This window comes from Denitrificimonas caeni DSM 24390 (assembly GCF_000421765.1).
GTDB classification, from domain to species: Bacteria; Pseudomonadota; Gammaproteobacteria; order Pseudomonadales; family Pseudomonadaceae; genus Denitrificimonas; species Denitrificimonas caeni.
Genome location: NZ_ATXQ01000004.1, coordinates 229,748 through 253,001 on the forward strand (window position 1 = coordinate 229,748; position 23,254 = coordinate 253,001).

At 48.8% G+C, this 23,254-nt stretch carries 23 protein-coding genes; 12 read left to right on the forward strand and 11 right to left on the reverse strand.

Annotated features, from left to right (window positions below):
- Nucleotides 1–40: 40 nt before the first annotated feature.
- The 8 genes from ccoP (H591_RS0108090) to ccoN (H591_RS0108125) all read right to left on the reverse strand — a co-directional run bounded on the left by ccoP (H591_RS0108090) (nt 41) and on the right by ccoN (H591_RS0108125) (nt 6,721).
- Complete coding sequence (gene ccoP, locus H591_RS0108090; RefSeq protein ID WP_022966448.1) at nt 41–955, reverse strand: cytochrome-c oxidase, cbb3-type subunit III; 915 nt, start codon at nt 953–955, stop codon at nt 41–43.
- Complete coding sequence (locus tag H591_RS0108095) at nt 952–1,140, reverse strand: CcoQ/FixQ family Cbb3-type cytochrome c oxidase assembly chaperone (RefSeq protein WP_022966449.1); 189 nt, start codon at nt 1,138–1,140, stop codon at nt 952–954. The genes ccoP (H591_RS0108090) and H591_RS0108095 overlap by 4 nt, the downstream gene beginning before the upstream one ends.
- 5 nt (nt 1,141–1,145) lie before the next feature.
- On the reverse strand, nt 1,146–1,757 hold the full coding sequence (gene ccoO / locus H591_RS0108100) for a cytochrome-c oxidase, cbb3-type subunit II (RefSeq protein ID WP_022966450.1): 612 nt from the start codon (nt 1,755–1,757) through the stop codon (nt 1,146–1,148).
- Entirely contained in the window at nt 1,757–3,199 is a 1,443-nt protein-coding gene (ccoN, locus tag H591_RS0108105; RefSeq protein WP_022966451.1) for a cytochrome-c oxidase, cbb3-type subunit I, read from the reverse strand. Before ccoN (H591_RS0108105) ends, ccoO (H591_RS0108100) begins: the two co-directional genes overlap by 1 nt.
- A gap of 363 nt (nt 3,200–3,562) precedes the next feature.
- The gene (gene ccoP, locus H591_RS0108110) at nt 3,563–4,483 is read right to left on the reverse strand and encodes a cytochrome-c oxidase, cbb3-type subunit III (protein WP_022966452.1); all 921 of its coding nucleotides are present in this window, start codon (nt 4,481–4,483) and stop codon (nt 3,563–3,565) included.
- Nucleotides 4,480–4,665, reverse strand: a complete 186-nt coding sequence (locus H591_RS0108115) for a CcoQ/FixQ family Cbb3-type cytochrome c oxidase assembly chaperone (protein ID WP_022966453.1) — start codon at nt 4,663–4,665, stop codon at nt 4,480–4,482. Before H591_RS0108115 ends, ccoP (H591_RS0108110) begins: the two co-directional genes overlap by 4 nt.
- A gap of 5 nt (nt 4,666–4,670) precedes the next feature.
- A complete protein-coding gene (gene ccoO, locus H591_RS0108120) occupies nt 4,671–5,282 on the reverse strand; it encodes a cytochrome-c oxidase, cbb3-type subunit II (RefSeq protein WP_022966454.1) in 612 nt (203 codons plus the stop codon).
- The gene (gene ccoN / locus H591_RS0108125) at nt 5,282–6,721 is read right to left on the reverse strand and encodes a cytochrome-c oxidase, cbb3-type subunit I (RefSeq protein ID WP_022966455.1); all 1,440 of its coding nucleotides are present in this window, start codon (nt 6,719–6,721) and stop codon (nt 5,282–5,284) included. The genes ccoO (H591_RS0108120) and ccoN (H591_RS0108125) overlap by 1 nt, the downstream gene beginning before the upstream one ends.
- Nucleotides 6,722–6,882: 161 nt before the next feature.
- On the opposite strand from ccoN (H591_RS0108125), the gene H591_RS15065 reads away from it, so the two are divergent.
- Entirely contained in the window at nt 6,883–7,509 is a 627-nt protein-coding gene (locus H591_RS15065) for an alpha/beta fold hydrolase (protein ID WP_022966456.1), read from the forward strand.
- Between the two features lie 31 nt (nt 7,510–7,540).
- On the opposite strand, the gene H591_RS0108135 is transcribed toward H591_RS15065, so the two are convergent.
- Together H591_RS0108135 and ppnP are read right to left on the reverse strand one after the other, a co-directional pair.
- Nucleotides 7,541–8,458 (reverse strand): LysR family transcriptional regulator, encoded by a 918-nt coding sequence (locus H591_RS0108135; RefSeq protein ID WP_022966457.1) that lies wholly within the window; start codon nt 8,456–8,458, stop codon nt 7,541–7,543.
- A 67-nt stretch (nt 8,459–8,525) separates the two neighbouring features.
- The gene (ppnP, locus tag H591_RS0108140) at nt 8,526–8,807 is read right to left on the reverse strand and encodes a pyrimidine/purine nucleoside phosphorylase (RefSeq protein ID WP_022966458.1); all 282 of its coding nucleotides are present in this window, start codon (nt 8,805–8,807) and stop codon (nt 8,526–8,528) included.
- 100 nt (nt 8,808–8,907) lie between these two features.
- Between ppnP and H591_RS0108145 the strand changes: the two genes are divergently transcribed.
- Both H591_RS0108145 and H591_RS0108150 read left to right on the forward strand, forming a co-directional pair.
- The gene (locus H591_RS0108145) at nt 8,908–9,831 is read left to right on the forward strand and encodes an NAD(P)-dependent oxidoreductase (protein WP_269746525.1); all 924 of its coding nucleotides are present in this window, start codon (nt 8,908–8,910) and stop codon (nt 9,829–9,831) included.
- 52 nt (nt 9,832–9,883) lie between these two features.
- Nucleotides 9,884–10,144: a YkgJ family cysteine cluster protein gene (locus tag H591_RS0108150; protein ID WP_022966460.1), complete on the forward strand. Its 261-nt coding sequence runs from the start codon at nt 9,884–9,886 to the stop codon at nt 10,142–10,144.
- Nucleotides 10,145–10,219: 75 nt separating this feature from the next.
- Here H591_RS0108150 and gltA read toward each other — a convergent pair whose 3' ends face one another.
- Complete coding sequence (gltA, locus tag H591_RS0108155) at nt 10,220–11,503, reverse strand: citrate synthase (RefSeq protein WP_022966461.1); 1,284 nt, start codon at nt 11,501–11,503, stop codon at nt 10,220–10,222.
- A 380-nt stretch (nt 11,504–11,883) separates the two neighbouring features.
- Here gltA and sdhC point away from each other — a divergent pair, with 380 nt between their 5' ends.
- The 9 genes from sdhC to sucD all read left to right on the forward strand — a co-directional run bounded on the left by sdhC (nt 11,884) and on the right by sucD (nt 23,226).
- Nucleotides 11,884–12,258: a succinate dehydrogenase, cytochrome b556 subunit gene (gene sdhC, locus H591_RS0108160; protein WP_022966462.1), complete on the forward strand. Its 375-nt coding sequence runs from the start codon at nt 11,884–11,886 to the stop codon at nt 12,256–12,258.
- Nucleotides 12,252–12,620: a succinate dehydrogenase, hydrophobic membrane anchor protein gene (sdhD, locus tag H591_RS0108165; protein WP_022966463.1), complete on the forward strand. Its 369-nt coding sequence runs from the start codon at nt 12,252–12,254 to the stop codon at nt 12,618–12,620. Before sdhC ends, sdhD begins: the two co-directional genes overlap by 7 nt.
- A 3-nt stretch (nt 12,621–12,623) precedes the next feature.
- Nucleotides 12,624–14,414, forward strand: a complete 1,791-nt coding sequence (gene sdhA, locus H591_RS0108170) for a succinate dehydrogenase flavoprotein subunit (RefSeq protein WP_022966464.1) — start codon at nt 12,624–12,626, stop codon at nt 14,412–14,414.
- Nucleotides 14,415–14,440: 26 nt separating this feature from the next.
- Complete coding sequence (locus H591_RS0108175) at nt 14,441–15,145, forward strand: succinate dehydrogenase iron-sulfur subunit (protein WP_028244289.1); 705 nt, start codon at nt 14,441–14,443, stop codon at nt 15,143–15,145.
- Between the two features lie 246 nt (nt 15,146–15,391).
- Entirely contained in the window at nt 15,392–18,223 is a 2,832-nt protein-coding gene (locus tag H591_RS0108180; protein ID WP_022966466.1) for a 2-oxoglutarate dehydrogenase E1 component, read from the forward strand.
- Nucleotides 18,224–18,295: 72 nt separating this feature from the next.
- Complete coding sequence (sucB, locus tag H591_RS0108185; RefSeq protein WP_022966467.1) at nt 18,296–19,507, forward strand: dihydrolipoyllysine-residue succinyltransferase; 1,212 nt, start codon at nt 18,296–18,298, stop codon at nt 19,505–19,507.
- Between the two features lie 71 nt (nt 19,508–19,578).
- The gene (lpdA, locus tag H591_RS0108190) at nt 19,579–21,015 is read left to right on the forward strand and encodes a dihydrolipoyl dehydrogenase (RefSeq protein ID WP_022966468.1); all 1,437 of its coding nucleotides are present in this window, start codon (nt 19,579–19,581) and stop codon (nt 21,013–21,015) included.
- Nucleotides 21,016–21,175: 160 nt separating this feature from the next.
- Complete coding sequence (gene sucC, locus H591_RS0108195; protein WP_022966469.1) at nt 21,176–22,348, forward strand: ADP-forming succinate--CoA ligase subunit beta; 1,173 nt, start codon at nt 21,176–21,178, stop codon at nt 22,346–22,348.
- Nucleotides 22,345–23,226 carry a succinate--CoA ligase subunit alpha gene (gene sucD / locus H591_RS0108200; RefSeq protein ID WP_022966470.1) on the forward strand — a complete coding sequence of 294 codons (882 nt, stop codon included), beginning with the start codon at nt 22,345–22,347 and terminating at the stop codon, nt 23,224–23,226. Before sucC ends, sucD begins: the two co-directional genes overlap by 4 nt.
- Nucleotides 23,227–23,254 lie beyond the last annotated feature (28 nt).

A 23,254-nucleotide genomic window follows, 5' to 3' on the forward strand; every position in this document is an offset into this window, starting at 1 on the left:
GACGTTCCAGCAGAGAGTGACAGCATGTCGCACGTGTCATTTACTGATCTTTTGCACCGTGTGAAAGGCTGTATACATAAGCAGCTAATAAGTGAACTTTGTCATTGCCTAAGAAATCTTCTTGAGCAGGCATTTGACCGTTACGGCCATGGCGAATGGTCTGTTGGACTTGAGCAAAGCTAGAGCCGTACAGCCAGATTCTGTCAGATAAGTTAGGTGCACCGAGCATCGGGTTACCTTTTGCATCTGCACCATGACATGCTACGCACATTGTATTGAAAGACTTTTGACCTGCCTCAAGGTCAACGCCTTCTGGGTTTTTCAAACCAGACAAACTGCGTACATAACCTGTCACGTTTTTAATGCCATCATTGCCTAAAGCCGCTTCCCAACCTGGCATTGCCGCGTTACGGCCTTTCATGATGGTCAGTTTGATGGTTTCAGTGTCGCCGCCCCAGATCCAATCATTGTCGGTCAGGTTAGGGAAGCCGTGTGAACCTTTTGCATCTGAACCGTGGCAGACCGAGCAGTTAGAAGCAAATAAACGACCGCCCATTTTTAGCGCTTGTTCATCTTTAGCAACTTCTTCAATGCTCATCGCTGCGTATTTCGAGAAAATCGGGCCGTATTTGTCATCAGCCTTAGTGATTTCACGCTCATACTGCTTAGTTGAAGTCCAGCCGCCGTCATAACCCGGCAGGATACCTTTCCAGTTACCCATACCTGGGTAAAGAACAAGATAGCCTACGGCGAAGATAATGGTGCCGACAAACAGCATAAACCACCAGCGAGGCAGGGGATTATCATATTCTTCAATGCCATCGTAGACGTGACCGACTGTTTGATCAGTGGTGTCACTGCGCTGACCTTTACGCGTGGCAAAAATCAACCACGTGAGGGCCAGTAAGGTTCCGGTCGTAAGAATTACGACGTACCAACTCCAGAAAGAAGTCATTGGTTATTGCTCCCGGATTTGTCTGTGTTCGGCTCGTTAGAAGACGGCTCTTCGTCAGCGAAGGGTAAGTTTGCAGCTTCATCAAAGCTGGATTTGCGCTTGCTGTTATAAGCCCAAAATACCAGGCCGATAAAAGCGATAAAGATGAGCGCTGTGCCCAAGCCGCGAAGAGTTCCGATATCCATGAGTCTTACCGTTTATTCTTAATGTATGTACCAAGAACCTGCAAGTAGGCTACCAGAGCCTCCATTTCAGTCTTGCCCTTAACCGCAGTTACCGCACCTTTGATATCTTCATCGGTGTACGGCACACCTAACCAACGCATGGCTTCAATTTTAGCCACAGTGTCTTTGCCGTCTAATTTGTTTTCTACCAACCAAGGGTAAGCAGGCATCTTAGATTCAGGCACAACGTTGCGTGGGTTGTACAGGTGAGCACGGTGCCAGTCATCTGAGTAACGACCGCCTACGCGAGCCAAGTCAGGACCGGTGCGCTTAGAACCCCATAAGAATGGGTGCTCGTAAACGCTTTCACCAGCGACAGAGTAGTGGCCATAACGCTCAGTTTCAGCACGGAAAGGACGGATCATCTGTGAGTGGCACTGTACGCAACCCTCACGAATATAGATGTCACGGCCTTCCAATTGCAGTGCGGTGTAGGGCTTGAGGCCATCCACAGGCTCGTTGACCATGTCCTGGAAGAACAATGGAACGATTTGCACAAGACCACCAATACTTACTGCAATCACCATAAAGAGCGCGAGTAAACCGACGTTTTTTTCAACGCGTTCATGCTGTTTCATTAGTGTGCCTCTCCAACAGTAAAGCGCGCAGCGGCATTCGCTTTTTCAGTATCAGACGCGCGCACTGTACGCCATGTGTTGTATGCCATAAACAGCATACCGGTTAAGAAGAAGATACCGCCGATCATACGTACCAAGAAGCCATAGTGACCTGCTTGTAACGCTTCTACGAATGAGTAGGTGAGCGTGCCGTCTTGGTTAATTGCACGCCACATTAGGCCTTGCATAATACCGTTGACCCACATTGAGGCGATGTACAACACGGTACCGATTGTTGCCAACCAGAAGTGTGTGTTAATCAGCGCAACACTGTGCATTTGCTCACGACCAAATAGGCGTGGGATCAAGTGGTACAGTGAACCAATGGTCACCATTGCTACCCAGCCGAGCGCACCGGCGTGTACGTGGCCAACAGTCCAGTCAGTGTAGTGTGACAGGGCGTTAACAGTTTTAATCGCCATCATCGGGCCTTCAAAGGTCGACATGCCGTAGAAAGCCAGGGATACAACCAAGAAACGCAAGATTGGGTCGGTGCGTAATTTGTGCCAAGCACCTGACAAGGTCATCATACCGTTGATCATACCACCCCATGATGGAGCCAATAGAATCAAAGACATTGCCATACCCAGTGATTGTGCCCAGTCAGGCAGTGCTGTGTAGTGCAAGTGGTGCGGGCCGGCCCAGATGTACACAGTGATCAAAGCCCAGAAGTGCACGATCGATAAGCGGTACGAGTAAATAGGACGACCAGCTTGCTTAGGTACGAAGTAGTACATCATGCCCAAGAAACCTGTGGTTAAGAAGAAGCCCACAGCGTTGTGTCCGTACCACCATTGCACCATAGCGTCAGTTGCGCCTGAGTACAGTGAGTAAGACTTGAACCAAGTGACTGGAATCGACATGTGGTTAACGATGTGTAGCATCGCCGTCACTAGAATGAAGGCACCGAAAAACCAGTTACCGACATAAATGTGTGATGTTTTACGTTTGGCGATTGTGCCAAAGAAGACCACAGCATAAGCCACCCATACGACTGCGAGCAGAATAGCGATAGGCCATTCCAGTTCTGCGTATTCTTTAGTGGTGGTGTATCCCAGTGGCAGGGTAATTGCGGCGAGTAAAATAACTAACTGCCAACCCCAGAAGGTAAACGCAGCTAAGCCGTCGGAAAACAGTCGCGCTTGCGAAGTACGCTGTACCACGTAGTAAGACGTAGCAAACAGTGCGCTACCACCAAAAGCAAAAATTACTGCGTTGGTGTGCAAAGGACGGAGCCTGCCGAAGCTGGTCCATGGGAGGTTAAAGTTCAGTTCTGGCCATACTAATTGGGCTGCAATTAATACGCCAACACTCATACCTACGATACCCCAGACCACCGTCATAATGGCGAACTGGCGTACAACCTTGTAGTTATAAGCATTCTCTTGGATTGCTGTGCTCATGCTAAGACTTCCACGGGTAATGGATTGTTCGGAATTAAATCGCCGACAAGTATGGGCAAAGCACAATGCCATTGCAATCAGTACGTCTTTTCAGGTGCCTGAACAATGGTAGATAAAACGCCAAATAGCTATTTTGTGTATCAGTACATCAACGCAAAATGCTGTTATCTGAGGTTAGTGTGCGATCAACTTGTTGACGAGGTTCCTATCTTAGCGCAAGTGGCCTTTGAATGAACACGTAAGCAGGGTAATGCGACTATATATAGTGTGTGCCTTAATGTCGCAGTGCCTTGATCTTGGTCATTTCTATTGAAATAAAACTGGCGACAAGCTGATGCTTGCCGCCAGCACGCAGTGACGCTTTTACTTTTTACTATTCGATAAGCTGTACACGTACGCCGCTAAGATATGCACTTTATCTTTACCTAAGTACTGCTCTTGCGCAGGCATTACGCCGTTACGACCATTACGAATGGTTTGTTGCAGTTGCGTTAAACTTGAGCCGTAAATCCAGCCAGCGCTTGAAGTTAAGTTCGGTGAGCCGAGCATCGCCATACCTTCGCCGTTAGCACCATGACACGCTGAGCAGTTGGCGGTGTAAATTTGCTTGCCCGCTGCCGTATCAATTGCGCTGTCTTCAGGTAATTTCAAACCAGCGAGATCTTTACGCACATAAGCGGCAACGTTTTTCACGCCATCTTCACCAATAATTGCACCCCAAGCCGGCATTACGCCGTTACGGCCTTGCAAGATACTGGTTTGGATTGCTGCAGCATCGCCACCCCAGCGCCAATGTTGATCGGCAAGGTTAGGGAAACCCATCGCGCCTTTTGCATCAGAACCGTGGCAAATCGAGCAATAGTTAGCAAATAGGCGCGAGCCCATTTTTAACGCCTGCGGATCTTGAGCGACATCTTCAATGCTCATGGCAGCGTATTTAGCGAAAATTGGACCGTATTTTTCATCGGCCTTATCCATTTCGCGCTCCCACTGTTTAGTGGAAGTCCAGCCATCTTCGTAGCCGGGTAATACGCCTTTCCAGTTGCCCATGCCTGGGTAGAGGATCAGATAGACGACAGCGAACAATAAAGTGCCGACAAACAACATAAACCACCAGCGTGGTAGAGGGTTGTCGTACTCTTGAATACCATCGAACGAGTGCCCCATGGTTTGGTCCGTAGTATCCGGACGTTGCCCTTTACGCGTTGCAAAAATCAGCCACGTCAGCGCTAGCAAAGTGCCCGAGGTGAGTAACGTAATATACCAACTCCAGAATGAGGTCATTGGTCAGTGCTCCTAGAGAAATTCTGTACAGCGGCAGTGTTGTTGGTTTCGTCGCTGAAGGGCAGCAGTGCTGCCTCAGCAAAACTCTCTTTACGCTTACCGCTGTATGCCCAAAACACGAGGCCAATAAAAGCCACGAAAATTATAAGTGTGCCTAAACCACGTAATGTGCCGATATCCATCAAAATTACCGCTTATTCTTGATGGAAGTGCCGAGCACTTGTAAATACGCCACCAGTGCATCCATTTCAGTTTTACCTTCAACAGCGGTAACAGCGCCTTTTAGATCCTCTGGTGTGTAAGGCACGCCTAACCAGCTCAGAGCTTCCATTTTCTTCACTGTGTTCTTACCCGTTAGAGTGTTTTCCACTAACCAAGGGTAGGACGGCATTTTTGACTCAGGCACAACGTTGCGTGGGTTAAACAGGTGGGCACGGTGCCAATCATCGGAGTAACGGCCACCCACGCGCGCTAAGTCTGGACCGGTACGCTTAGAACCCCATAAAAATGGATGGTCATAAACGCTTTCGCCAGCCACTGAGTAATGGCCATAACGTTCAGTTTCGGCGCGAAATGGACGAATCATCTGTGAGTGACAGCCGACGCAACCTTCGCGAATGTAAATGTCACGACCTTCCAGCTGTAATGCGGTGTAAGGCTTTAAGCCTTCAACCGGCTCATTGACCATATCTTGGAAAAACAGCGGTACGATCTGTACCAGGCCGCCAATGCTGACTGCTAGAACCATAAAGAGGGCAAGCAGACCAACGTTTTTTTCTACGATCTCATGACTCTTCATTAGTGTGCTCCTTCTACAGAAAAGCGTGCCGCTGCAGCTGCTTCAGCCGGCTTCGCGCTTCTGATGGTTTTCCAAACGTTCCAGGCCATCAACAGCATGCCGACAAAGAAGATTGAACCACCGATTAAGCGCACCACAAAACCTGGGTGACTGACGCTGATGGCTTCAGAGAACGAGTAGGTTAAGGTGCCGTCATCATTGATCGCACGCCACATTAAGCCTTGCGCAATACCGTTGACCCACAAAGAGGCGATATAGAGCACGGTACCAATGGTGGATAACCAGAAGTGCGTGTTAATCAAGCTGACGCTGTACATCTGCTTGAGACCGAACAGACGTGGAATCATGTGATACAGCGAACCGATTGAAACCATCGCCACCCAGCCTAGAGCACCTGCGTGTACGTGACCAATGGTCCAGTCGGTGTAATGCGACAGAGCGTTAACGGTTTTAATTGACATCATTGGACCTTCAAAGGTCGACATGCCGTAGAATGCGAGAGATACCACTAAGAAACGTAAAATTGGGTCGCTACGCAGTTTGTGCCAAGCACCTGATAGCGTCATCATGCCGTTGATCATGCCGCCCCATGAAGGTGCTAATAAAATCAAAGACATCACCATGCCGAGTGATTGTGCCCAGTCTGGCAGAGCGGTGTAATGCAAGTGGTGTGGACCTGCCCATATGTATACTGCGATCAATGCCCAAAAATGCACGATTGATAAGCGGTAAGAGTAAACAGGGCGTTCAGCTTGTTTAGGAACAAAGTAATACATCATGCCTAAGAAGCCTGCGGTCAAGAAGAAACCTACCGCGTTGTGACCGTACCACCACTGCACCATGGCATCCGTTGCGCCAGCATACATGGAATAGGATTTGGTCAGAGTGACCGGTACTTCCAAGTTGTTGATGATGTGCAGCATCGCGACGGTCAGGATGAAAGCACCGAAGAACCAGTTGCCCACATAGATATGTTTAACTTTGCGCTTAACCAGCGTGCCAAAGAAAACAATTGCATAGCTGACCCAAACAATGGCGATGAGAATATCAATCGGCCACTCAAGTTCTGCGTACTCTTTGGAGGAGGTAAAGCCCAGCGGTAAACTGATTGCCGCCAGTAAAATAACTAACTGCCAACCCCAGAAGGTAAAAGCCGCTAGTTTTGGCGCAAACAACTGCGTTTGACAGGTGCGTTGTACCGCATAGTAGGACGTTGCAAACAGCGCGCAACCGCCGAACGCAAAAATCACTGCGTTAGTATGCAGGGGACGTAAGCGACCATAAGAGGTCCAAGGCAGGTCAAAGTTTAGTACAGGCCACACCAGTTGAGCAGCAATCAGGATGCCGACCGCCATCCCAACGATGCCCCATATCACCGTCATGATGGCAAACTGGCGAACCACCTTGTAGTTATAGGCGGAACTCGTTGTCGTGTTCATATTTGAAGGTTTCCATTCTATTTTTGGGCAGATAATCAGTCGTGCTTATGGACATTAAGACGGCTGTTGTCAGGCGCAAGAATGACGAAAGCCCCTAGTGTTAGTATTGATAAGGGTCAACGGTCAAAGAGTTTATTGATAAGTATATTAATGAGGGTGTAATGACTGTTTTATTTGATGATGCGACAGATTCATGGTGCACGCTGATTTTCGCACACGGCGCCGGTGCGCCGATGGACAGTGCGTTTATGCAGGATATGAGCGAGCGTTTACAGGCTTTAGGGATTAGCGTGGTGCGCTTTGAGTTTCCTTATATGGCGCAGCGCAGACTGGATGGCGTGCGCCGGCCGCCCAATCAAGCTGCGGTGTTGTTAGAGGCTTGGCGCAAGGTTTATGCCGAGGTGCGCGCTAAAGTCGCAGGACCGCTGGTGCTCGCTGGTAAGTCAATGGGTGGGCGCATGGCCAGCATGCTCGCTGATGAACTGCAAGTGCAGGCGCTGGTGTGCTTGGGCTATCCGTTTTACCCTGCTGGCAAAGTCGATCGTCCGCGTATTGAACACCTAGCGGATTTGCGCACGCCGACCCTTATAGTGCAGGGAGAGCGTGATGCTTTAGGTGCTAAAGCTGTTGTGCGGCAGTATCCGCTATCGACAGCGATTGAGCTTGAGTGGCTGGCGTTTGCTGATCATGATCTGAAGCCTTTGAAGCGTAGCGGTTTTACCCATGAGCAATACATGGCGCTGAGTGCGCAGCGAATTGCTGATTTTTTGCAGAAAGTCTTGGTTTGACGCAGTCGTTGTGCTGAATACGCGGTTTTTTTTAGCTTGCTGGAGTTTTACTGATCTGCTGCGCCACTTGCAGTAATTGCTCGCGCATCCAGCGGTTAGCTGGATCTTGGTCGGCACTGGTGTGCCAAAACAGGTGGCTTTCAATCGGTGCGATGCCGGCAATCGGCAGTTCCACGCTGTGTAAATTATAGTGAGCAACAAAGCGCGCCGGTGCGGTGATGGTTAAGTCGGTGTTTTGCAAAACCGTTTGCGCCATCAGGTAATGCTGCGAGCGTAAAACAATATTGCGCTGTAAGCCCATCTTGCCTAAAGCTAAGTCGACCGGACCCAAACCGCTGCGACGTGATGAAATATGGATATGTTGGGTTGCAAGGTACTGCTCAAGGCTGATTTTCTTGTGACTGGCCAGCGGATGACCTTTGCGCATCGCGCAGACATAGCGGTCTTCTAATAACTTCGTGTGCAGCAGTTGTGGGTCGCTATTGAGGGGTACATCAATGGCAAAGTCTAAATGACCAGCGGCCAGCTCTTTCGCTGTTTCGCGGCGGCGTGCCAGTAAGCTCTCGATGCGTACATTGGGCGCGAGCTTATGCAAGCGCTGAAATGTGGCAGGTAATAAAGTGTCTTCCGAGAGGTCGGTCATGCTCAAACGAAAGGTTTTATGAGCATTGGCTGGATCAAACACGCGACTGTCATGTACTGAGCCGCGCAACAACTGTAGTGCGCTGCGTACTGGGGTAATAATATTTTGTGCCAATGGTGTTGGCAGCATGCCATGCGCGGTGCGCACAAACAGCGGGTCGTTAAAGGTGTCACGCAGCCTGGCTAAAGCGTTTGATGTAGCAGGCTGCGTGATGCCAAGTATTTGCCCTGCGCGGGTTAGGTTGCCTTCGGTGTAAATGGCGTCAAAGACAATGAATAAATTGAGATCAATGTTCGATAAGTTCATTTTTATTCCAAAACAACCAAGGTTGCGAGTAGGGCATAGGTGTTACTGTGTAGTGCGTTGTAGAGACTTAGCAGTACTCACATAAGTACGCGGTATCACCGCTGAGCTTAATTAAAAAGCTGCTGTTTGCGCCTACGCTGAACTGCTCGCCGGCAGCTACCGTTTGCCAGTCGCTGCTGTCGCTGAGTTTTACCGCAGCGCTACCACTGATAATATGCATCACTTCAGCACTTGCTGTGCTAAAAGTGTATTCGCCGGCTGTCATCACACCGACACTGGCAGGGCCTGCGCTAGCGGTGAAACTGATAGATTTTACTGTGCCATTAAAGTATTCGTTAACGGTGAGCATAGCAGGTTCTCGAAGTTAAAAAGATGGCTAGCATAACCTTGTGCACAAGAGCCGTCACGGCTTTATCAGTACTTTATAGTGCTTATCGAAGTCGTAAAGAATTGATGGCTGTAAAGACTATTCACAGTTAAACAGAACAGGAAGGTGCAGTATGGCGCGTGTCGCGTTTATTGGTTTAGGGGCTATGGGTTATCCGATGGCAGGGCATTTGGCGCGCAACGGTCATGCTGTCACTGTATATAATCGTACCGCCGCGACCGCACAGCAGTGGTTGCAAGAGTATTCAGGGCGTATCGCGCAAACCCCAGCGCAAGCGGCGGCTGATGCTGAGTTTGTGATGTGCTGTGTCGGTAATGATGATGATTTGCGTGCGGTCACTCTGGCCAGTGATGGTGCATTTGCCGGGATGTCTGCGGGCAGTGTCTTTGTTGATCACACTACTGCATCGGCGCAAGTGGCTAAGCAATTAGCTGATGAGGCCCAGCAGCGTGGTCTGGCATTTCTCGATGCGCCAGTTTCCGGTGGACAATTGGGCGCACAAAATGGTGTGTTGACCATTATGCTGGGTGGCGCAGCAGAGGTGTATGAGCGGGTTGCACCAATTCTACAAAGTTATGCGCGTATGCAGCGTTTAATGGGCGGTGTCGGTAGCGGTCAGCTAATCAAGATGGTCAATCAAATTTGCATTGGCGGTTTATTGCAGGGCTTGTCTGAGGCATTGCACTTTGCGCAAAGTGCCGGCTTAGATGCAGAGGCGGCAATGCAGGTGATCAGTAAAGGCGCGGCGCAGTCGTGGCAGTTAGAAAACCGTTATCAAACTATGCTAGCGGGCGAATTTGATTTTGGCTTTGCTGTTGAATGGATGCGTAAAGATTTTGCCATTGTCTTCGATGAGGCGCGCCGAAATGGTGCATCGCTACCGGTCACTGCTCTGGTTGATCAGTTTTATGCCGAGGTTGAAGCGATGGGTGGCCAGCGTTGGGATACTTCGAGCTTAATTACACGTTTAAAGACCAAGCGATAATTGGAGTTGGTATGCATATCATTAGTCTAATAAATACTCGGAAATGGCGTTGATGGAGTGCCGAATGGGCTGCGGCGCGTGTTGTATTGCGCCATCTATTCGTACGCCGATGCCGAATATGCCGCAGGGTAAAAAAGCCGGCGAGCGCTGTTTGAATTTAAGTGACGATAACTTATGCAAGTTATTTGGCTTGCCTGAACGGCCTGCATTTTGTGGTGTGTTCCAAGCTGAAGTCAGTGTCTGTGGTAGTAGCCAAGCCGAGGCTATTCAGTTGATTGGTTGGCTAGAGGGTGCAACTGCAGAAGCGAGTTAGCTGGTTTAGACTTTTCTGGCGCTATAAAAAAAGGCTGCTCATTACTGGGCAGCCTTTTTTGCAACTAGATCAGCATTAACGCTTGTCTAGCGGCGAGTAGTCGCGTTTGTCATAGCCGGTATACAGCTGACGTGGGCGGCTGATTTTGTATGGGCTAGACAGCATCTCAGTCCAATGTGAGATCCAGCCAACAGTACGTGACATAGCAAAAATCACTGTAAACATGCTGGTTGGGATGCCGACTGCTTTCAGGATAATGCCTGAGTAGAAGTCAACGTTTGGATAGAGGTTACGCTCTTTGAAGTACGGATCGTTCAGGGCGTACTCTTCTAGCTTCATCGCAAGATCAAGCTTAGGATCGTTAACGCCTAGCTCGGCCAGCACTTCGTCACAGGTTTGTTTCATGACTTGTGCGCGAGGGTCGAAGTTTTTGTAAACGCGGTGACCAAAGCCCATCAGTTTGAATGGGTCATTTTTGTCTTTTGCTTTTGCAATAAACTTCTCGATGTTTGACGCATCGCCGATTTCATCAAGCATGGTCAATACAGCTTCGTTAGCGCCACCGTGCGCAGGGCCCCAAAGTGCAGCAATACCTGAAGCGATACATGCAAATGGGTTAGCACCAGTAGAGCCTGCTAAACGCACAGTAGACGTTGAAGCGTTTTGCTCGTGGTCAGCATGCAGGATGAAAATACGATCCATTGCTTTAATCAGAGCAGGGCTGAAACGTTTGGTTTCTGCAGGCGTGTTGAACATCATGTGCAAGAAATTCTCTGAGTAGCAGAGGTCGTTGCGTGGATACATGATGGGCTGGCCAATCGAATACTTGTACGCCATGGCGGCGATGGTTGGCATTTTTGCAATTAAGCGGTGTGCAGAGATTTCACGGTGCTTTGGGTTATTGTTATCCAAAGAGTCGTGATAAAAAGCAGACAGTGCACCAACAATACCGCACATTATGGCCATAGGGTGAGCGTCGCGACGGAAGCCATTTAAGAAAGACTTCAACTGCTCGTTAACCATGGTGTGTTTACTGATGGTGTCGACGAATTTTTTCTTTTGCTCAGCATTTGGTAACTCGCCATTGAGCAATAAGTAGCAGGTTTCCAGGTAGTCGGATTTTTCTGCTAATTGCTCAATTGGGTAACCACGGTGCAACAAAATGCCTTTATCACCGTCAATATAGGTGATTTTTGACTCGCATGCTGCTGTTGACATGAAACCAGGGTCGTAAGTGAAATGACCGCTAGAAATAAGATCGCGTACATCAATTACATCAGGACCAATAGTACCGGTCAGGACAGGCAGGTCTACGGGGGCTAAGCCCTCGATGATTAACTGCGCTTTTTTGTCAGCCATTGTGGCCTCCTAGTTATGCTTGGAATCATCACGGCCCCCCACGCAGGGCCCGCGATATAATAGTGAGATAAACTCGAATGTCAATTTGAACTGTTCGTCAGTATAACCTGCTCGGGGGTATAACTTGCAGACGATTTATCTCGATACAAAAATTTACGTACAGATATTTACGCTTTTTGTCAAAGGCTGGCAATGCGCATTTAGGCGAATGCTTTTGCGTTGTCATTATGCTGTTTTTTGCACTATACTCGGTAGCTGACCGGCAGTGGCTTTTGCCTATAAGCTGGCGGTCGTCACTCCGATGGTGACGGGTACTTCTTTGCAAGTGCCTTCCCGACAACTCGCCCTGCAGTTTAGGGCTCTCTAAGTGTGAATACGCCGTGAATAGCCAACGACCTGTAAACCTAGATCTTAGGACTATAAAACTCCCAATCACTGCCTACTCTTCCATTCTGCACCGGATTTCAGGTGTTATCCTGTTTTTTGGTATCGCAGTGCTGTTATATGGACTCGACAAATCTCTTGCCTCAGAGCAGGGTTTTGCAGAGGTTAAAGAGTGTTTAGCCAGCCCGCTGGCGAAATTCGTAGTTTGGGGTCTTCTCTCTGGACTTATGTACCATCTCACAGCTGGCATCCGCCACTTGATCATGGACTTAGGCATCGGCGAAACGCTGGAAGGCGGAAAGCTGGGTGCTAAAATTGTCTTTATTGTTTCAGCCATTCTGATTGTATTGACAGGAGTCTGGATATGGTAACTAACGTAACTAACTTCTCTCGATCTGGTCTGTTTGACTGGATGGCTCAGCGAGTCTCCGCTGTAGTATTAGCAGCTTATGCCTTGTTTCTTTTGGGCTATGCAGTTGCTAATCCAGATATGAGTTATGCCCAGTGGCATGGCCTGTTTGCTAACAGCTGGATGCGTATCTTTAGTTTGATGAGTCTAGTTGCCCTGAGCGCACACGCTTGGATTGGCCTTTGGACCATCACTACTGACTACTTAACGCCGATGTCTCTGGGTAGCTGGGCAACAGGTGTACGATTTTTAGTTCAAGCGCTGTGCGGCATGATTATGTTCGTACTGTTCGTTTGGGGCATACAGATATTGTGGGGAAATTGATCCATGGCCAGTATTCGTACCATTTCATATGATGCCATTATTATTGGCGGCGGCGGCGCAGGTATGCGTGCGTCACTGCAGCTAGCGCAAGGTGGGCATAAAACAGCCGTAGTAACTAAAGTGTTTCCTACGCGCTCGCACACTGTTTCTGCACAAGGTGGTATCACCTGTGCAATTGCATCAGATGACCCGAATGATGATTGGCGCTGGCACATGTACGATACCGTTAAAGGTTCCGACTATATCGGTGACCAAGACGCTATCGAATACATGTGTTCAGTCGGCCCTGAAGCGGTCTACGAGTTAGAGCACATGGGCTTACCGTTCTCACGTACTGAGACCGGTCGCATTTATCAGCGTCCATTCGGTGGACAGTCGAAAGACTACGGTAAAGGCGGTCAAGCTGCTCGTACCTGTGCTGCCGCTGACCGTACTGGTCACGCCTTGTTGCACACTTTGTACCAAGCAAACTTAAAGCACGGCACCTCATTCTTGAATGAGTGGTACGCAGTTGACTTGGTTAAAAACCAAGATGGCGCTGTTGTTGGTGTTGTTGCGATCTGTATTGAAACCGGTGAAGTCGTTCATATCCGTTCTAAAGCGGTTGTTTTAGCAACCGGTGGTGCAGGCCGTATCTTCGCCTCAACCACTAACGCACTGATTAACACTGGTGACGGTGTTGGTATGGCGTTGCGTGCTGGTGTTCCAGTGCAAGATATGGAAATGTGGCAGTTCCACCCAACCGGTATTGCCGGCGCGGGTACCTTGGTAACTGAAGGTTGTCGTGGTGAAGGTGGTTACTTGATCAACAAGCATGGCGAGCGTTTCATGGAGCGTTATGCGCCCAATGCTAAAGACCTTGCTGGCCGTGACGTGGTTGCGCGCTCGATGGTTAAAGAAATTCTTGCTGGTAACGGCTGTGGCCCGAATGGCGACCACGTATTGCTGAAACTTGATCACCTCGGTGAAGAAGTTCTGCACAGCCGCCTGCCTGGTATTTGTGAGCTGTCAATTACCTTTGCTCACGTTGACCCAGTGGTTGCGCCGATTCCTGTTGTACCAACTTGCCACTACATGATGGGTGGTATCGCCACTAACATTCATGGTCAAGCAATTGCTCAGGATGCAAACGGTGTTGATCACATCGTTGAAGGTTTGTTCGCCGTCGGTGAAGTCAGTTCGGTATCTGTGCACGGTGCTAACCGTTTGGGCGGTAACTCACTGCTTGACTTGGTTGTCTTTGGTCGTGCAGCAGGTATTCACCTTGAGAAGAGCTTGCGTGAAGGCGTTGATACACGCGCTGCAAGTGAAAGTGATATCGAAGGCTCAATGGCACGCTTGTCTGCATTGAATGAGCGTACTTCCGGTGAAGATGTTGCTCCGCTGCGTAAAGAACTACAGAACTGCATGCAGAACTACTTCGGTGTATTCCGTACTGGTGAATACATGCAAAAAGGTATTGCCGAGCTGGCGCAAATGCGTGAGCGCGTAGAAAACGTGAAAATTAAAGACAAGAGCAATGCTTTCAATACTGCACGTATTGAAGCGCTTGAGTTGCAAAACTTGTTTGAAGTGGCTGAAGCGACTGCAATTGCTGCCGAGGCTCGTACTGAGTCGCGTGGTGCGCATGCGCGTGAAGACTACGAAAGTCGTGATGACGAAAACTGGTTATGCCATAGCATGTACTTCCCTGGGGAAAAACGTGTTGGCAAGCGCGCAGTAAACTTTTCGATTTCGTCAGCGCTTAGTCCAACAGAAATTGAGCAATTTAAACCTCAAGAACGTAAATATTAAGGGTTATCACGATGACGTTGCCTAAAATATTGCAAGTAAGTGTTTACCGCTACAATCCAGAGGTGAACTCTGCACCGTTCATGCAAGACTTCAATGTAGAAATTGATGGCAAAGACATGATGGTGCTGGACGTTCTAGCTCTGATTAAAGAGCAGGATGAAAGCTTATCTTATCGTCGTTCATGCCGTGAAGGCGTGTGCGGGTCGGATGGCATGAACATCTCGGGTAAAAACGGCTTAGCTTGCATCACGCCACTGTCGAGTGTGGTTAAAAATGGCAAATTGGTAGTGCGTCCATTACCTGGTTTGCCAATTATTCGTGACCTCGCGGTTGATATGAGCATCTTCTATAAGCAGTACGAGAAAGTGCAGCCGTATTTACAGAACGATAGCCCAACACCGGGCATGGAACGTTTGCAGTCGCCAGCTGATCGTGAAAAATTAGATGGTTTGTACGAATGTATTTTGTGCGCATGCTGTTCAACTGGCTGCCCATCGTTCTGGTGGAACCCTGACAAGTTCTTAGGCCCTGCAGCTTTACTGCAAGCCTATCGTTTCTTGGCAGATACGCGTGATACCAAGACAGAAGAGCGCTTATCGCGCCTTGATGATCCGTTCAGCGTGTTCCGTTGCCACAATATTATGAACTGTGTCAACGTGTGCCCGAAAGGCCTCAACCCTACCCGGGCGATTGGTCATATTCGCAGCATGTTGCTACAAAGCGGTACTTAATTTACTGCAGTTATCTGTAGTAAATCATTGAGCCACTCGCCTGAGTACCTTCAGGTGAGTGGCTTTAAACGAAAAATTGCTTACAAGGCTTTTTTTCAAAACGCAATTGACGACCAGCAGGGGCATCCGGGCTGGTGCCCGGACTATCTGCGGGAATCTGAGTGGCTTTATCCAAGTCGCTGTTTATGACTTAAAGCCGTTAAGTTTCCATGCCGGTAGCGTCCCCCTTATCAAGGGTGACCTAGCATGCAAGAAAGCGTAATGCAGCGCATGTGGAGCAGCGCCCACCTATCCGGTGGAAATGCTGCCTATGTGGAAGAGCTATATGAACTCTACCTGCACGATCCGAACTCCGTATCGGAAGAGTGGCGTACTTATTTTCAAAAGCTGCCTGCCGATGGCGGTATAAGTACTGACGTTTCACACTCGACTGTTCGTGATCAATTTGTCTTATTGGCGAAAAACCAAAGACGTGCTCAGCCAGTGTCTGCTGGCAGTATCAGTACTGAGCATGAGAAAAAACAAGTTGAAGTGCTTCGTCTAATTCAAGCCTACCGTATGCGTGGCCATCAAGCGTCGCAGCTTGATCCGCTCGGTTTGTGGGTGCGCCCAATGCAGGCTGACTTGACCGTACATCATTACGGTTTGACTGATTCCGATCTTGATAGCGTCTTCCGTACCGGCGATTTAAATATCGGTAAAGAAGAAGCTACGCTACGCGAGATTCAACAATCTTTACAAGATACCTATTGCCGCACTATTGGTGCTGAATTTACTCACATTGTTGATTCAGAGCAGCGTCGCTGGTTCCAGCAACGACTGGAAAGTGTGCGCAGCCGTCCTGGCTTTTCTCCCGAAGTGCGAACGCATATTCTTGAGCGTTTGACTGCTGGTGAAGGCCTCGAGAAATATTTAGGCACCAAGTACCCAGGTACTAAGCGCTTTGGTCTTGAAGGTGGCGAAAGTCTTATTCCGTTAATGGATGAGATTATTCAGCGTACCGGTGCCTACGGCGCGAAAGAAATTGTTGTCGGTATGGCGCACCGTGGGCGTCTCAACGTTCTAGTCAATACCTATGGTAAAAACCCTCGCGATTTGTTTGATGAGTTTGATGGTAAGCGCGTTGAAGGCTTAGCCTCAGGTGACGTGAAATATCACCAAGGTTTTTCATCTAACGTGATGACTCCAGGCGGCGAAGTCCACTTGGCACTGAGCTTTAACCCATCGCATCTTGAGATTGTTTCTCCAGTGGTTGAGGGTTCTGTGCGTGCGCGTCAAGACCGTCGCAATGATCCAGACGGTGACAAAGTTATTCCAGTAACCATTCACGGTGACTCTGCATTTGCAGGGCAGGGTGTGGTTCTAGAAACTTTCCAAATGTCGCAAACCCGTGGTTTTAAAACCGGCGGTACAATTCGTGTTGTGATCAATAACCAAGTTGGTTTTACTACCAGTAAGCCTGAAGATACGCGCTCAACTGAATATGCAACAGATGTTGCAAAAATGATTCAAGCGCCTATTTTGCACGTCAATGGTGATGATCCAGAAGCGGTGTTGTTTGTAACTCAGCTTGCGGTTGACTACCGTATGCAGTTTAAGCGTGACGTAGTGATTGATTTGGTGTGCTACCGCCGACGCGGGCACAACGAAGCTGATGAACCAAGCGGTACGCAGCCACTGATGTACCAACTGATTAGCAAGCAGCGCACGACGCGTGAGCTTTATGCTGACTCATTGGTGAAAGATGGCGTACAAACTGTTGAGCAAGTGCAAGCGTTAAGCGATGAATACCGCACTGCGCTGGATAATGGTCTGCACGTTGTACAAAGTTTAGTTAAAGAACCTAACAAAGAGCTGTTTGTCGACTGGCGTCCATACCTCGGTCATAAGTGGACTCCGCATTACGACACTCGCTTTGATTTGAAAACGCTGCAAGAATTAGCACTCAAATTGCAAGATACGCCAGATGGTTTTGTCGTTCAGCGTCAAGTGTCGAAGATTCTTGAAGACCGTCAAAAAATGGCGGCTGGTGCTTTGCCAATTAACTGGGGCTTTGCCGAAACAACGGCTTATGCCACGTTGTTATTTGAAGGCTATCCGATTCGTTTCACCGGCCAAGATGTCGGCCGTGGCACGTTCTCGCACCGTCATGCGGTTCTGCATAACCAAAAAGATGGCGAAACCTATCTTGGTTTGCAAAACCTCTACAAAGATCAGCCACGTTTCGATATGTATGACTCATTCCTTTCCGAGGAGGCAGTTTTAGCATTCGAATACGGTTATGCCAGCACCATGCCTAATGCGCTGGTGATTTGGGAAGCCCAGTTTGGTGACTTCGCCAACGGTGCACAGGTGGTGATTGACCAATTTATTACCAGTGGTGAAACCAAGTGGGGCCGTTTATCCGGTCTAACGATGTTGTTGCCACATGGTTATGAAGGTCAAGGCCCTGAGCACTCATCAGCGCGTCTAGAACGCTACTTGCAATTATGTGCTGAGCACAACATCCAAGTCTGTGTGCCGACTACGCCAGCGCAGGTTTACCACATGCTGCGTCGTCAAGCGATTCGTCCATTGCGTAAGCCGTTGATCGCGTTAACACCGAAGTCTTTACTGCGTCATAAGTTGGCTATTTCATCTTTAGAAGACTTAGCAGAAGGCACGTTCCAGAACGTCATCGGCGAGATCGATACATTGGATGCGGATAAAGTTGATCGCGTGATCATGTGCAGCGGCAAGGTCTACTACGACTTGCTAGAAAAACGTCGTAATGAAGGCCAAGACAACATTGCTATCGTGCGTATTGAACAGCTGTACCCATTCCCTGAGGATGACTTGACCGAGGAACTTGCCAAGTACAAGAACCTTGAGCGTGTCGTTTGGTGTCAAGAAGAGCCAATGAACCAAGGGGCGTGGTATTGCAGTCAGCACCACATGCGCCGCGTTGCAAGTGCTTACAAGCCAACTTTAGAGTTGCAGTATGCAGGTCGTGTCGCATCAGCGTCTCCAGCTTGTGGTTATGCATCAATGCATGCCGAGCAGCAAGAGCAACTGTTGCAAGATGCTTTTAGCGTTTAAATCAGCGAGAAAGCCGCATTGATAAGCAGTGCGGCTTTTAAGTAACAACCGAATTTATAGGAACACATTATTATGGCTATCGAAATTAAAGCCCCAGCATTTCCCGAGTCGGTCGCTGATGGCACCGTTGCAACCTGGCACAAACAAGTTGGCGATGCAGTTAAGCGTGATGAACTGATCGTTGATATCGAAACTGACAAAGTTGTGATGGAAGTGTTAGCAGAAGCTGATGGCGTGCTGACTGAAATCGTTGCTAACGAAGGCGACACAGTATTAAGCGCCGAGCTCTTAGGCCGTCTTGACACAGATGCTGTGGCTGCTGCACCTGCGGCGACTGCTCCATCTGCACCTGCTGCAAACGCTGCTGCTCCAGCTGCTACTGCAACTGGCGATGCTATTTTGTCACCAGCAGCACGTAAAATTGCTGATGAAAATGCCCTCAATCCAGCATCGATTCCAGGCACTGGTAAAGACGGTCGTGTCACTAAAGAAGACGCTGTTGCTGCGGTCGCTAATAAACCAGCCGCAGCACCAAAAGCCGCTGCACCAGCCGCTGAAGCACCACTGTTCGCAGCCGGTGATCGCGTTGAAAAACGTGTGCCAATGACTCGCTTGCGTAAAAAAGTTGCTGAGCGTTTGGTTGAAGCTCAATCATCTATGGCAATGTTGACTACGTTTAACGAAGTTAACATGAAGCCAATTATGGATCTGCGTAGCAAATACAAAGATTTGTTTGAAAAGACCCATAACGGTGTACGTTTAGGCTTTATGTCGTTCTTTGTTAAGGCAGCGGTTGAAGCACTAAAACGTCAGCCTGGCGTGAACGCTTCGATTGATGGTGACGATATCGTTTACCACGGCTACCAAGATATTGGTGTTGCAGTTTCGAGCGATCGTGGTCTGGTTGTGCCTGTTTTACGTAACGCAGAGTTCATGAGCCTTGCCGAAATTGAAGGCGGTATTAACACCTACGGTCGTAAAGCTAAAGACGGTAAACTGACTTTAGAAGAAATGACCGGTGGTACTTTCACCATTTCAAACGGTGGTGTGTTCGGTTCTTTACTGTCAACGCCAATCGTTAACCCACCACAAACAGCAATCTTGGGTATGCATAAAATCCAAGAGCGCCCAATGGCGGTGAATGGCGAAGTAGTGATTTTACCGATGATGTATTTAGCATTATCCTATGACCACCGTTTAATTGATGGCAAAGAAGCAGTGACTTTCCTTGTCACCATGAAAAACTTATTAGAAGACCCAGCACGCTTATTGCTGGACATCTGATTATTCTACAGCCGCTTATTTTGTTGTAGGCGGCTGTAGTGTGGCGACATGCCACTTAACGAGGAAATCTCATGAGTCAGAAATTTGATGTAATCGTCATCGGTGCAGGCCCTGGTGGCTATGTTGCCGCAATTAAAGCAGCGCAACTGGGCATGAAAACAGCCTGTATTGAAAAGTATCAAGACAAAGACGGCAAAATGGCATTAGGCGGTACCTGCTTGAACGTAGGTTGCATCCCATCTAAAGCTCTGCTGGACAGTGCTTGGAAATACCACGAAGCCAAAGAAGGCTTTGCCGTACACGGTATTGGCGTTAAAGACGTCACCATGGATGTTCCAGCAATGATTGCGCGTAAAAGCACCATTGTTAAAAATTTGACTGGCGGTATTGCTGGCTTGTTTAAAGCCAATGGTGTTACCAGCATTGAAGGTCACGGTAAGTTACTGGCTAACAAGCAAGTTGAAGTGACTGGATCAGACGGCACTGTCACTGTGTACGAAGCTGAAAACGTCATTATCGCTGCTGGTTCGCAGCCGATTGATATTCCACCGGCACCTGTTGATCAAGATGTTATTGTCGATTCAACGGGCGCGTTGGAATTCCAAGCGGTGCCAAAGCGTCTCGGCGTGATTGGCGCAGGTGTAATTGGTCTTGAGTTGGGTTCTGTTTGGGGCCGTTTAGGCGCTGAAGTGACAGTGATCGAAGCACAAGACAAATTCTTACCAACGATGGATGATCAAGTGGCTAAAGAAGCCCTGAAAATCTTCGGTAAGCAAGGTCTGGATATCCGTTTAGGTGCGCGCTTAACCGGTTCTGAAGTGAAAAACGGCGAAGTGACCGTGAACTTCACCGACGCCCAAGGCGAGCAACAAATGACTTTTGATAAGTTAATTGTGTCTGTTGGCCGTCGTCCTGTAACGACTAACTTGTTAGCCGTTGATAGCGGTGTCACCCTAGATGAGCGTGGTTTTATCTACGTTGATGACATCTGTGCGACCAGCGTTCCAGGCGTTTACGCAATTGGTGACGTGGTACGTGGCCCGATGCTGGCGCACAAAGCTTCAGAAGAAGGCATCATGGTTGCAGAGCGTATTGCTGGTAAGAAAAATCAAGTGAACTACGACCTGATTCCAGGTGTTATTTACACTCACCCTGAAATTGCTAGCGTTGGTAAAACCGAGCAGCAGTTAAAAGGTGACGGGGTTGCCGTCAATGTTGGTGTGTTCCCATTCGCAGCCAGTGGCCGCGCGATGGCTGCCAATGACACCGCAGGCTTTGTGAAAATCATTGCTGACGCAACCACGGATCGCGTTTTAGGCGTTCACGTGATTGGCCCAAGCGCTGCAGAGTTAGTGCAACAGGGCGCGATTGCGATGGAGTTCGGCTCCAGTGCGGAAGATTTAGGCTTGATGGTGTTCTCACACCCAACCCTATCGGAAGCGCTCCATGAAGCAGCGCTCGCCGTCAGTGGGCAAGCTATTCATATCGCTAACCGCAAAAAACGTTGATCGACTTACCGCCCCTTTTTAGGGGCGGTATTCGTTTCAGGTCAAGCAGGGGAACCAGCTTCGGTTGGTGCTTGGCAGGCTGATATACAAACAGCCAAAACAGCCGTTACATTCTGTAAACGGCGTATTACGCATAATCTGAACTCAATGGTAGGACAGTATGAATCTTCATGAATATCAAGCGAAACAGTTGTTTGCTGATTACGGTTTACCGGTTTCTTTAGGGTTTGCCGTTGAAACACCTGAAGCTGCAGCACAAGCTTGCCACGACATTGGTGGTGAGCGTTGGGTGGTGAAAACTCAAGTGCATGCGGGCGGACGTGGTAAAGCCGGTGGCGTTAAATTAGTAACAACTGCTGAAGACGCGCAAGACTTTGCCGCGCAGTGGTTAGGTAAGCGTTTAGTGACGTATCAAACCGATGCTAACGGCCAACCGGTCAGTCGCATTTTGGTTGAATCCTGTACTGATTTTTCTAAAGAATTGTATTTAGGCGCTGTGGTTGATCGTGCCTCGCGCCGCATGGTGTTCATGGCCTCGACAGAAGGCGGTGTTGATATTGAAAAAGTCGCCCATGAGACGCCAGAAAAAATCCTGCAAGTTACTATTGATCCAGCCATTGGTGCGCAGCCATTTCAAGGCCGTTTTTTAGCCTATGGCTTAGGCTTAGCAGAAGATCAAGTTAAGCAGTTCACTAAAATCTTTTTAGGTTTAGCTAAGCTGTTTGTAGAGCATGATGTGGCTTTACTTGAAGTGAACCCATTAGTGATCAAAAACGATGGCAACCTGCATTGCCTCGATGCAAAGATCACGATTGATAGTAATGCTCTGTACCGCCAGCCGAAGCTGCGTGCGATGCAAGATCCAGGTCAAGATGATCCACGAGAAGCGCATGCTGCACAGTTTGAACTGAACTATGTTGCCCTTGATGGTGATATTGGTTGCATGGTCAACGGTGCTGGCCTAGCCATGGGTACCATGGATATTGTGAATCACCATGGTGGCAAACCGGCTAACTTCCTTGATGTGGGCGGCGGCGCAACCAAAGAGCGCGTTTCTGAAGCCTTTAAAATCATTCTTTCTGACAGCAATGTAAAAGCTGTTTTGATCAATATTTTTGGTGGCATTGTCCGTTGTGACATGATCGCTGAAGGCGTGATTGGTGCGGTTAAAGAAGTGGGCGTTAAAGTTCCTGTGGTGGTGCGTTTAGAAGGTAACAACGCGGCGCTAGGTAGCAAGGTATTGGCAGACAGTGGCCTTAATATTATTGCTGCGACCAGCTTAAGTGACGCTGCTATCCGTGTTGTTGAAGCCGCTCGGGGGGAGCAAGCATGAGTATTTTAATTAATAAAGACACTAAAGTGATTTGCCAAGGCTTCACTGGCGCACAAGGCACCTTTCACTCCGAACAAGCGATTGCCTATGGCACGCAGATGGTCGGCGGTGTGACGCCAGGCAAGGGCGGTACCACGCACCTTGGTTTGCCAGTGTTCAATACAGTACTGGAAGCTGTGCAGGCTACCGGTGCTGATGCTTCTGTGATCTATGTGCCAGCGCCATTCTGTAAAGATTCGATCTTGGAAGCGGCTTTTGCTGGAATCAAACTAATTGTTTGTATTACCGAAGGCATTCCGACTTTAGACATGCTCGACGTGAAAATTAAATGCGATGAGCTTGGCGTGCGTTTGATCGGTCCGAACTGCCCTGGCGTGATTACTCCAGGCGAGTGCAAAATTGGTATTCAGCCAGGTTTTATCCACATGCCGGGCAAAGTGGGTATTGTTTCACGCTCAGGTACTTTGACCTATGAAGCGGTCAAGCAGACCACTGATGCAGGTTTTGGTCAGTCAACCTGCGTGGGCATTGGTGGTGACCCCATTCCTGGTTCAAGCTTTATTGATATCTTAAAGCTGTTCCAAGCGGATCCGAAAACTGAAGCGATTGTGATGATCGGTGAAATTGGCGGTAGTGCTGAAGAGGAAGCTGCTTCCTTTATTAAAGCGCACGTGACCAAGCCTGTTGTGTCCTATATTGCTGGTGTTACTGCGCCTCCAGGTAAGCGCATGGGCCATGCTGGTGCGATTATCTCTGGTGGTAAAGGTACAGCGGATGAGAAATTCGCAGCCCTTGAAGACGCTGGTGTTAAAACCGTGCGTTCACTCGCTGACATTGGTACTGCGTTAGCTGAGATCACTGGCTGGAAGCATAAATAACTTCTAAGCTGTTTTAAAAGCCACCCTT

Excerpts from the sequence above, each read along its gene's own strand:
- ccoP (WP_022966448.1), bottom strand. The coding sequence starts at position 955 with ATGACTTCTTTCTGGAGTTGGTACGTCGTAATTCTTACGACCGGAACC.
- H591_RS0108095 (WP_022966449.1), bottom strand. The coding sequence starts at position 1,140 with ATGGATATCGGAACTCTTCGCGGCTTGGGCACAGCGCTCATCTTTATC.
- ccoO (WP_022966450.1), bottom strand. The coding sequence starts at position 1,757 with ATGAAACAGCATGAACGCGTTGAAAAAAACGTCGGTTTACTCGCGCTC.
- ccoN (WP_022966451.1), bottom strand. The coding sequence starts at position 3,199 with ATGAGCACAGCAATCCAAGAGAATGCTTATAACTACAAGGTTGTACGC.
- ccoP (WP_022966452.1), bottom strand. The coding sequence starts at position 4,483 with ATGACCTCATTCTGGAGTTGGTATATTACGTTACTCACCTCGGGCACT.
- H591_RS0108115 (WP_022966453.1), bottom strand. The coding sequence starts at position 4,665 with ATGGATATCGGCACATTACGTGGTTTAGGCACACTTATAATTTTCGTG.
- ccoO (WP_022966454.1), bottom strand. The coding sequence starts at position 5,282 with ATGAAGAGTCATGAGATCGTAGAAAAAAACGTTGGTCTGCTTGCCCTC.
- ccoN (WP_022966455.1), bottom strand. The coding sequence starts at position 6,721 with ATGAACACGACAACGAGTTCCGCCTATAACTACAAGGTGGTTCGCCAG.
- H591_RS15065 (WP_022966456.1), top strand. The coding sequence starts at position 6,883 with ATGACTGTTTTATTTGATGATGCGACAGATTCATGGTGCACGCTGATT.
- H591_RS0108135 (WP_022966457.1), bottom strand. The coding sequence starts at position 8,458 with ATGAACTTATCGAACATTGATCTCAATTTATTCATTGTCTTTGACGCC.
- ppnP (WP_022966458.1), bottom strand. The coding sequence starts at position 8,807 with ATGCTCACCGTTAACGAATACTTTAATGGCACAGTAAAATCTATCAGT.
- H591_RS0108150 (WP_022966460.1), top strand. The coding sequence starts at position 9,884 with ATGGAGTGCCGAATGGGCTGCGGCGCGTGTTGTATTGCGCCATCTATT.
- gltA (WP_022966461.1), bottom strand. The coding sequence starts at position 11,503 with ATGGCTGACAAAAAAGCGCAGTTAATCATCGAGGGCTTAGCCCCCGTA.
- sdhD (WP_022966463.1), top strand. The coding sequence starts at position 12,252 with ATGGTAACTAACGTAACTAACTTCTCTCGATCTGGTCTGTTTGACTGG.
- sdhA (WP_022966464.1), top strand. The coding sequence starts at position 12,624 with ATGGCCAGTATTCGTACCATTTCATATGATGCCATTATTATTGGCGGC.
- H591_RS0108180 (WP_022966466.1), top strand. The coding sequence starts at position 15,392 with ATGCAAGAAAGCGTAATGCAGCGCATGTGGAGCAGCGCCCACCTATCC.
- sucB (WP_022966467.1), top strand. The coding sequence starts at position 18,296 with ATGGCTATCGAAATTAAAGCCCCAGCATTTCCCGAGTCGGTCGCTGAT.
- lpdA (WP_022966468.1), top strand. The coding sequence starts at position 19,579 with ATGAGTCAGAAATTTGATGTAATCGTCATCGGTGCAGGCCCTGGTGGC.
- sucC (WP_022966469.1), top strand. The coding sequence starts at position 21,176 with ATGAATCTTCATGAATATCAAGCGAAACAGTTGTTTGCTGATTACGGT.
- sucD (WP_022966470.1), top strand. The coding sequence starts at position 22,345 with ATGAGTATTTTAATTAATAAAGACACTAAAGTGATTTGCCAAGGCTTC.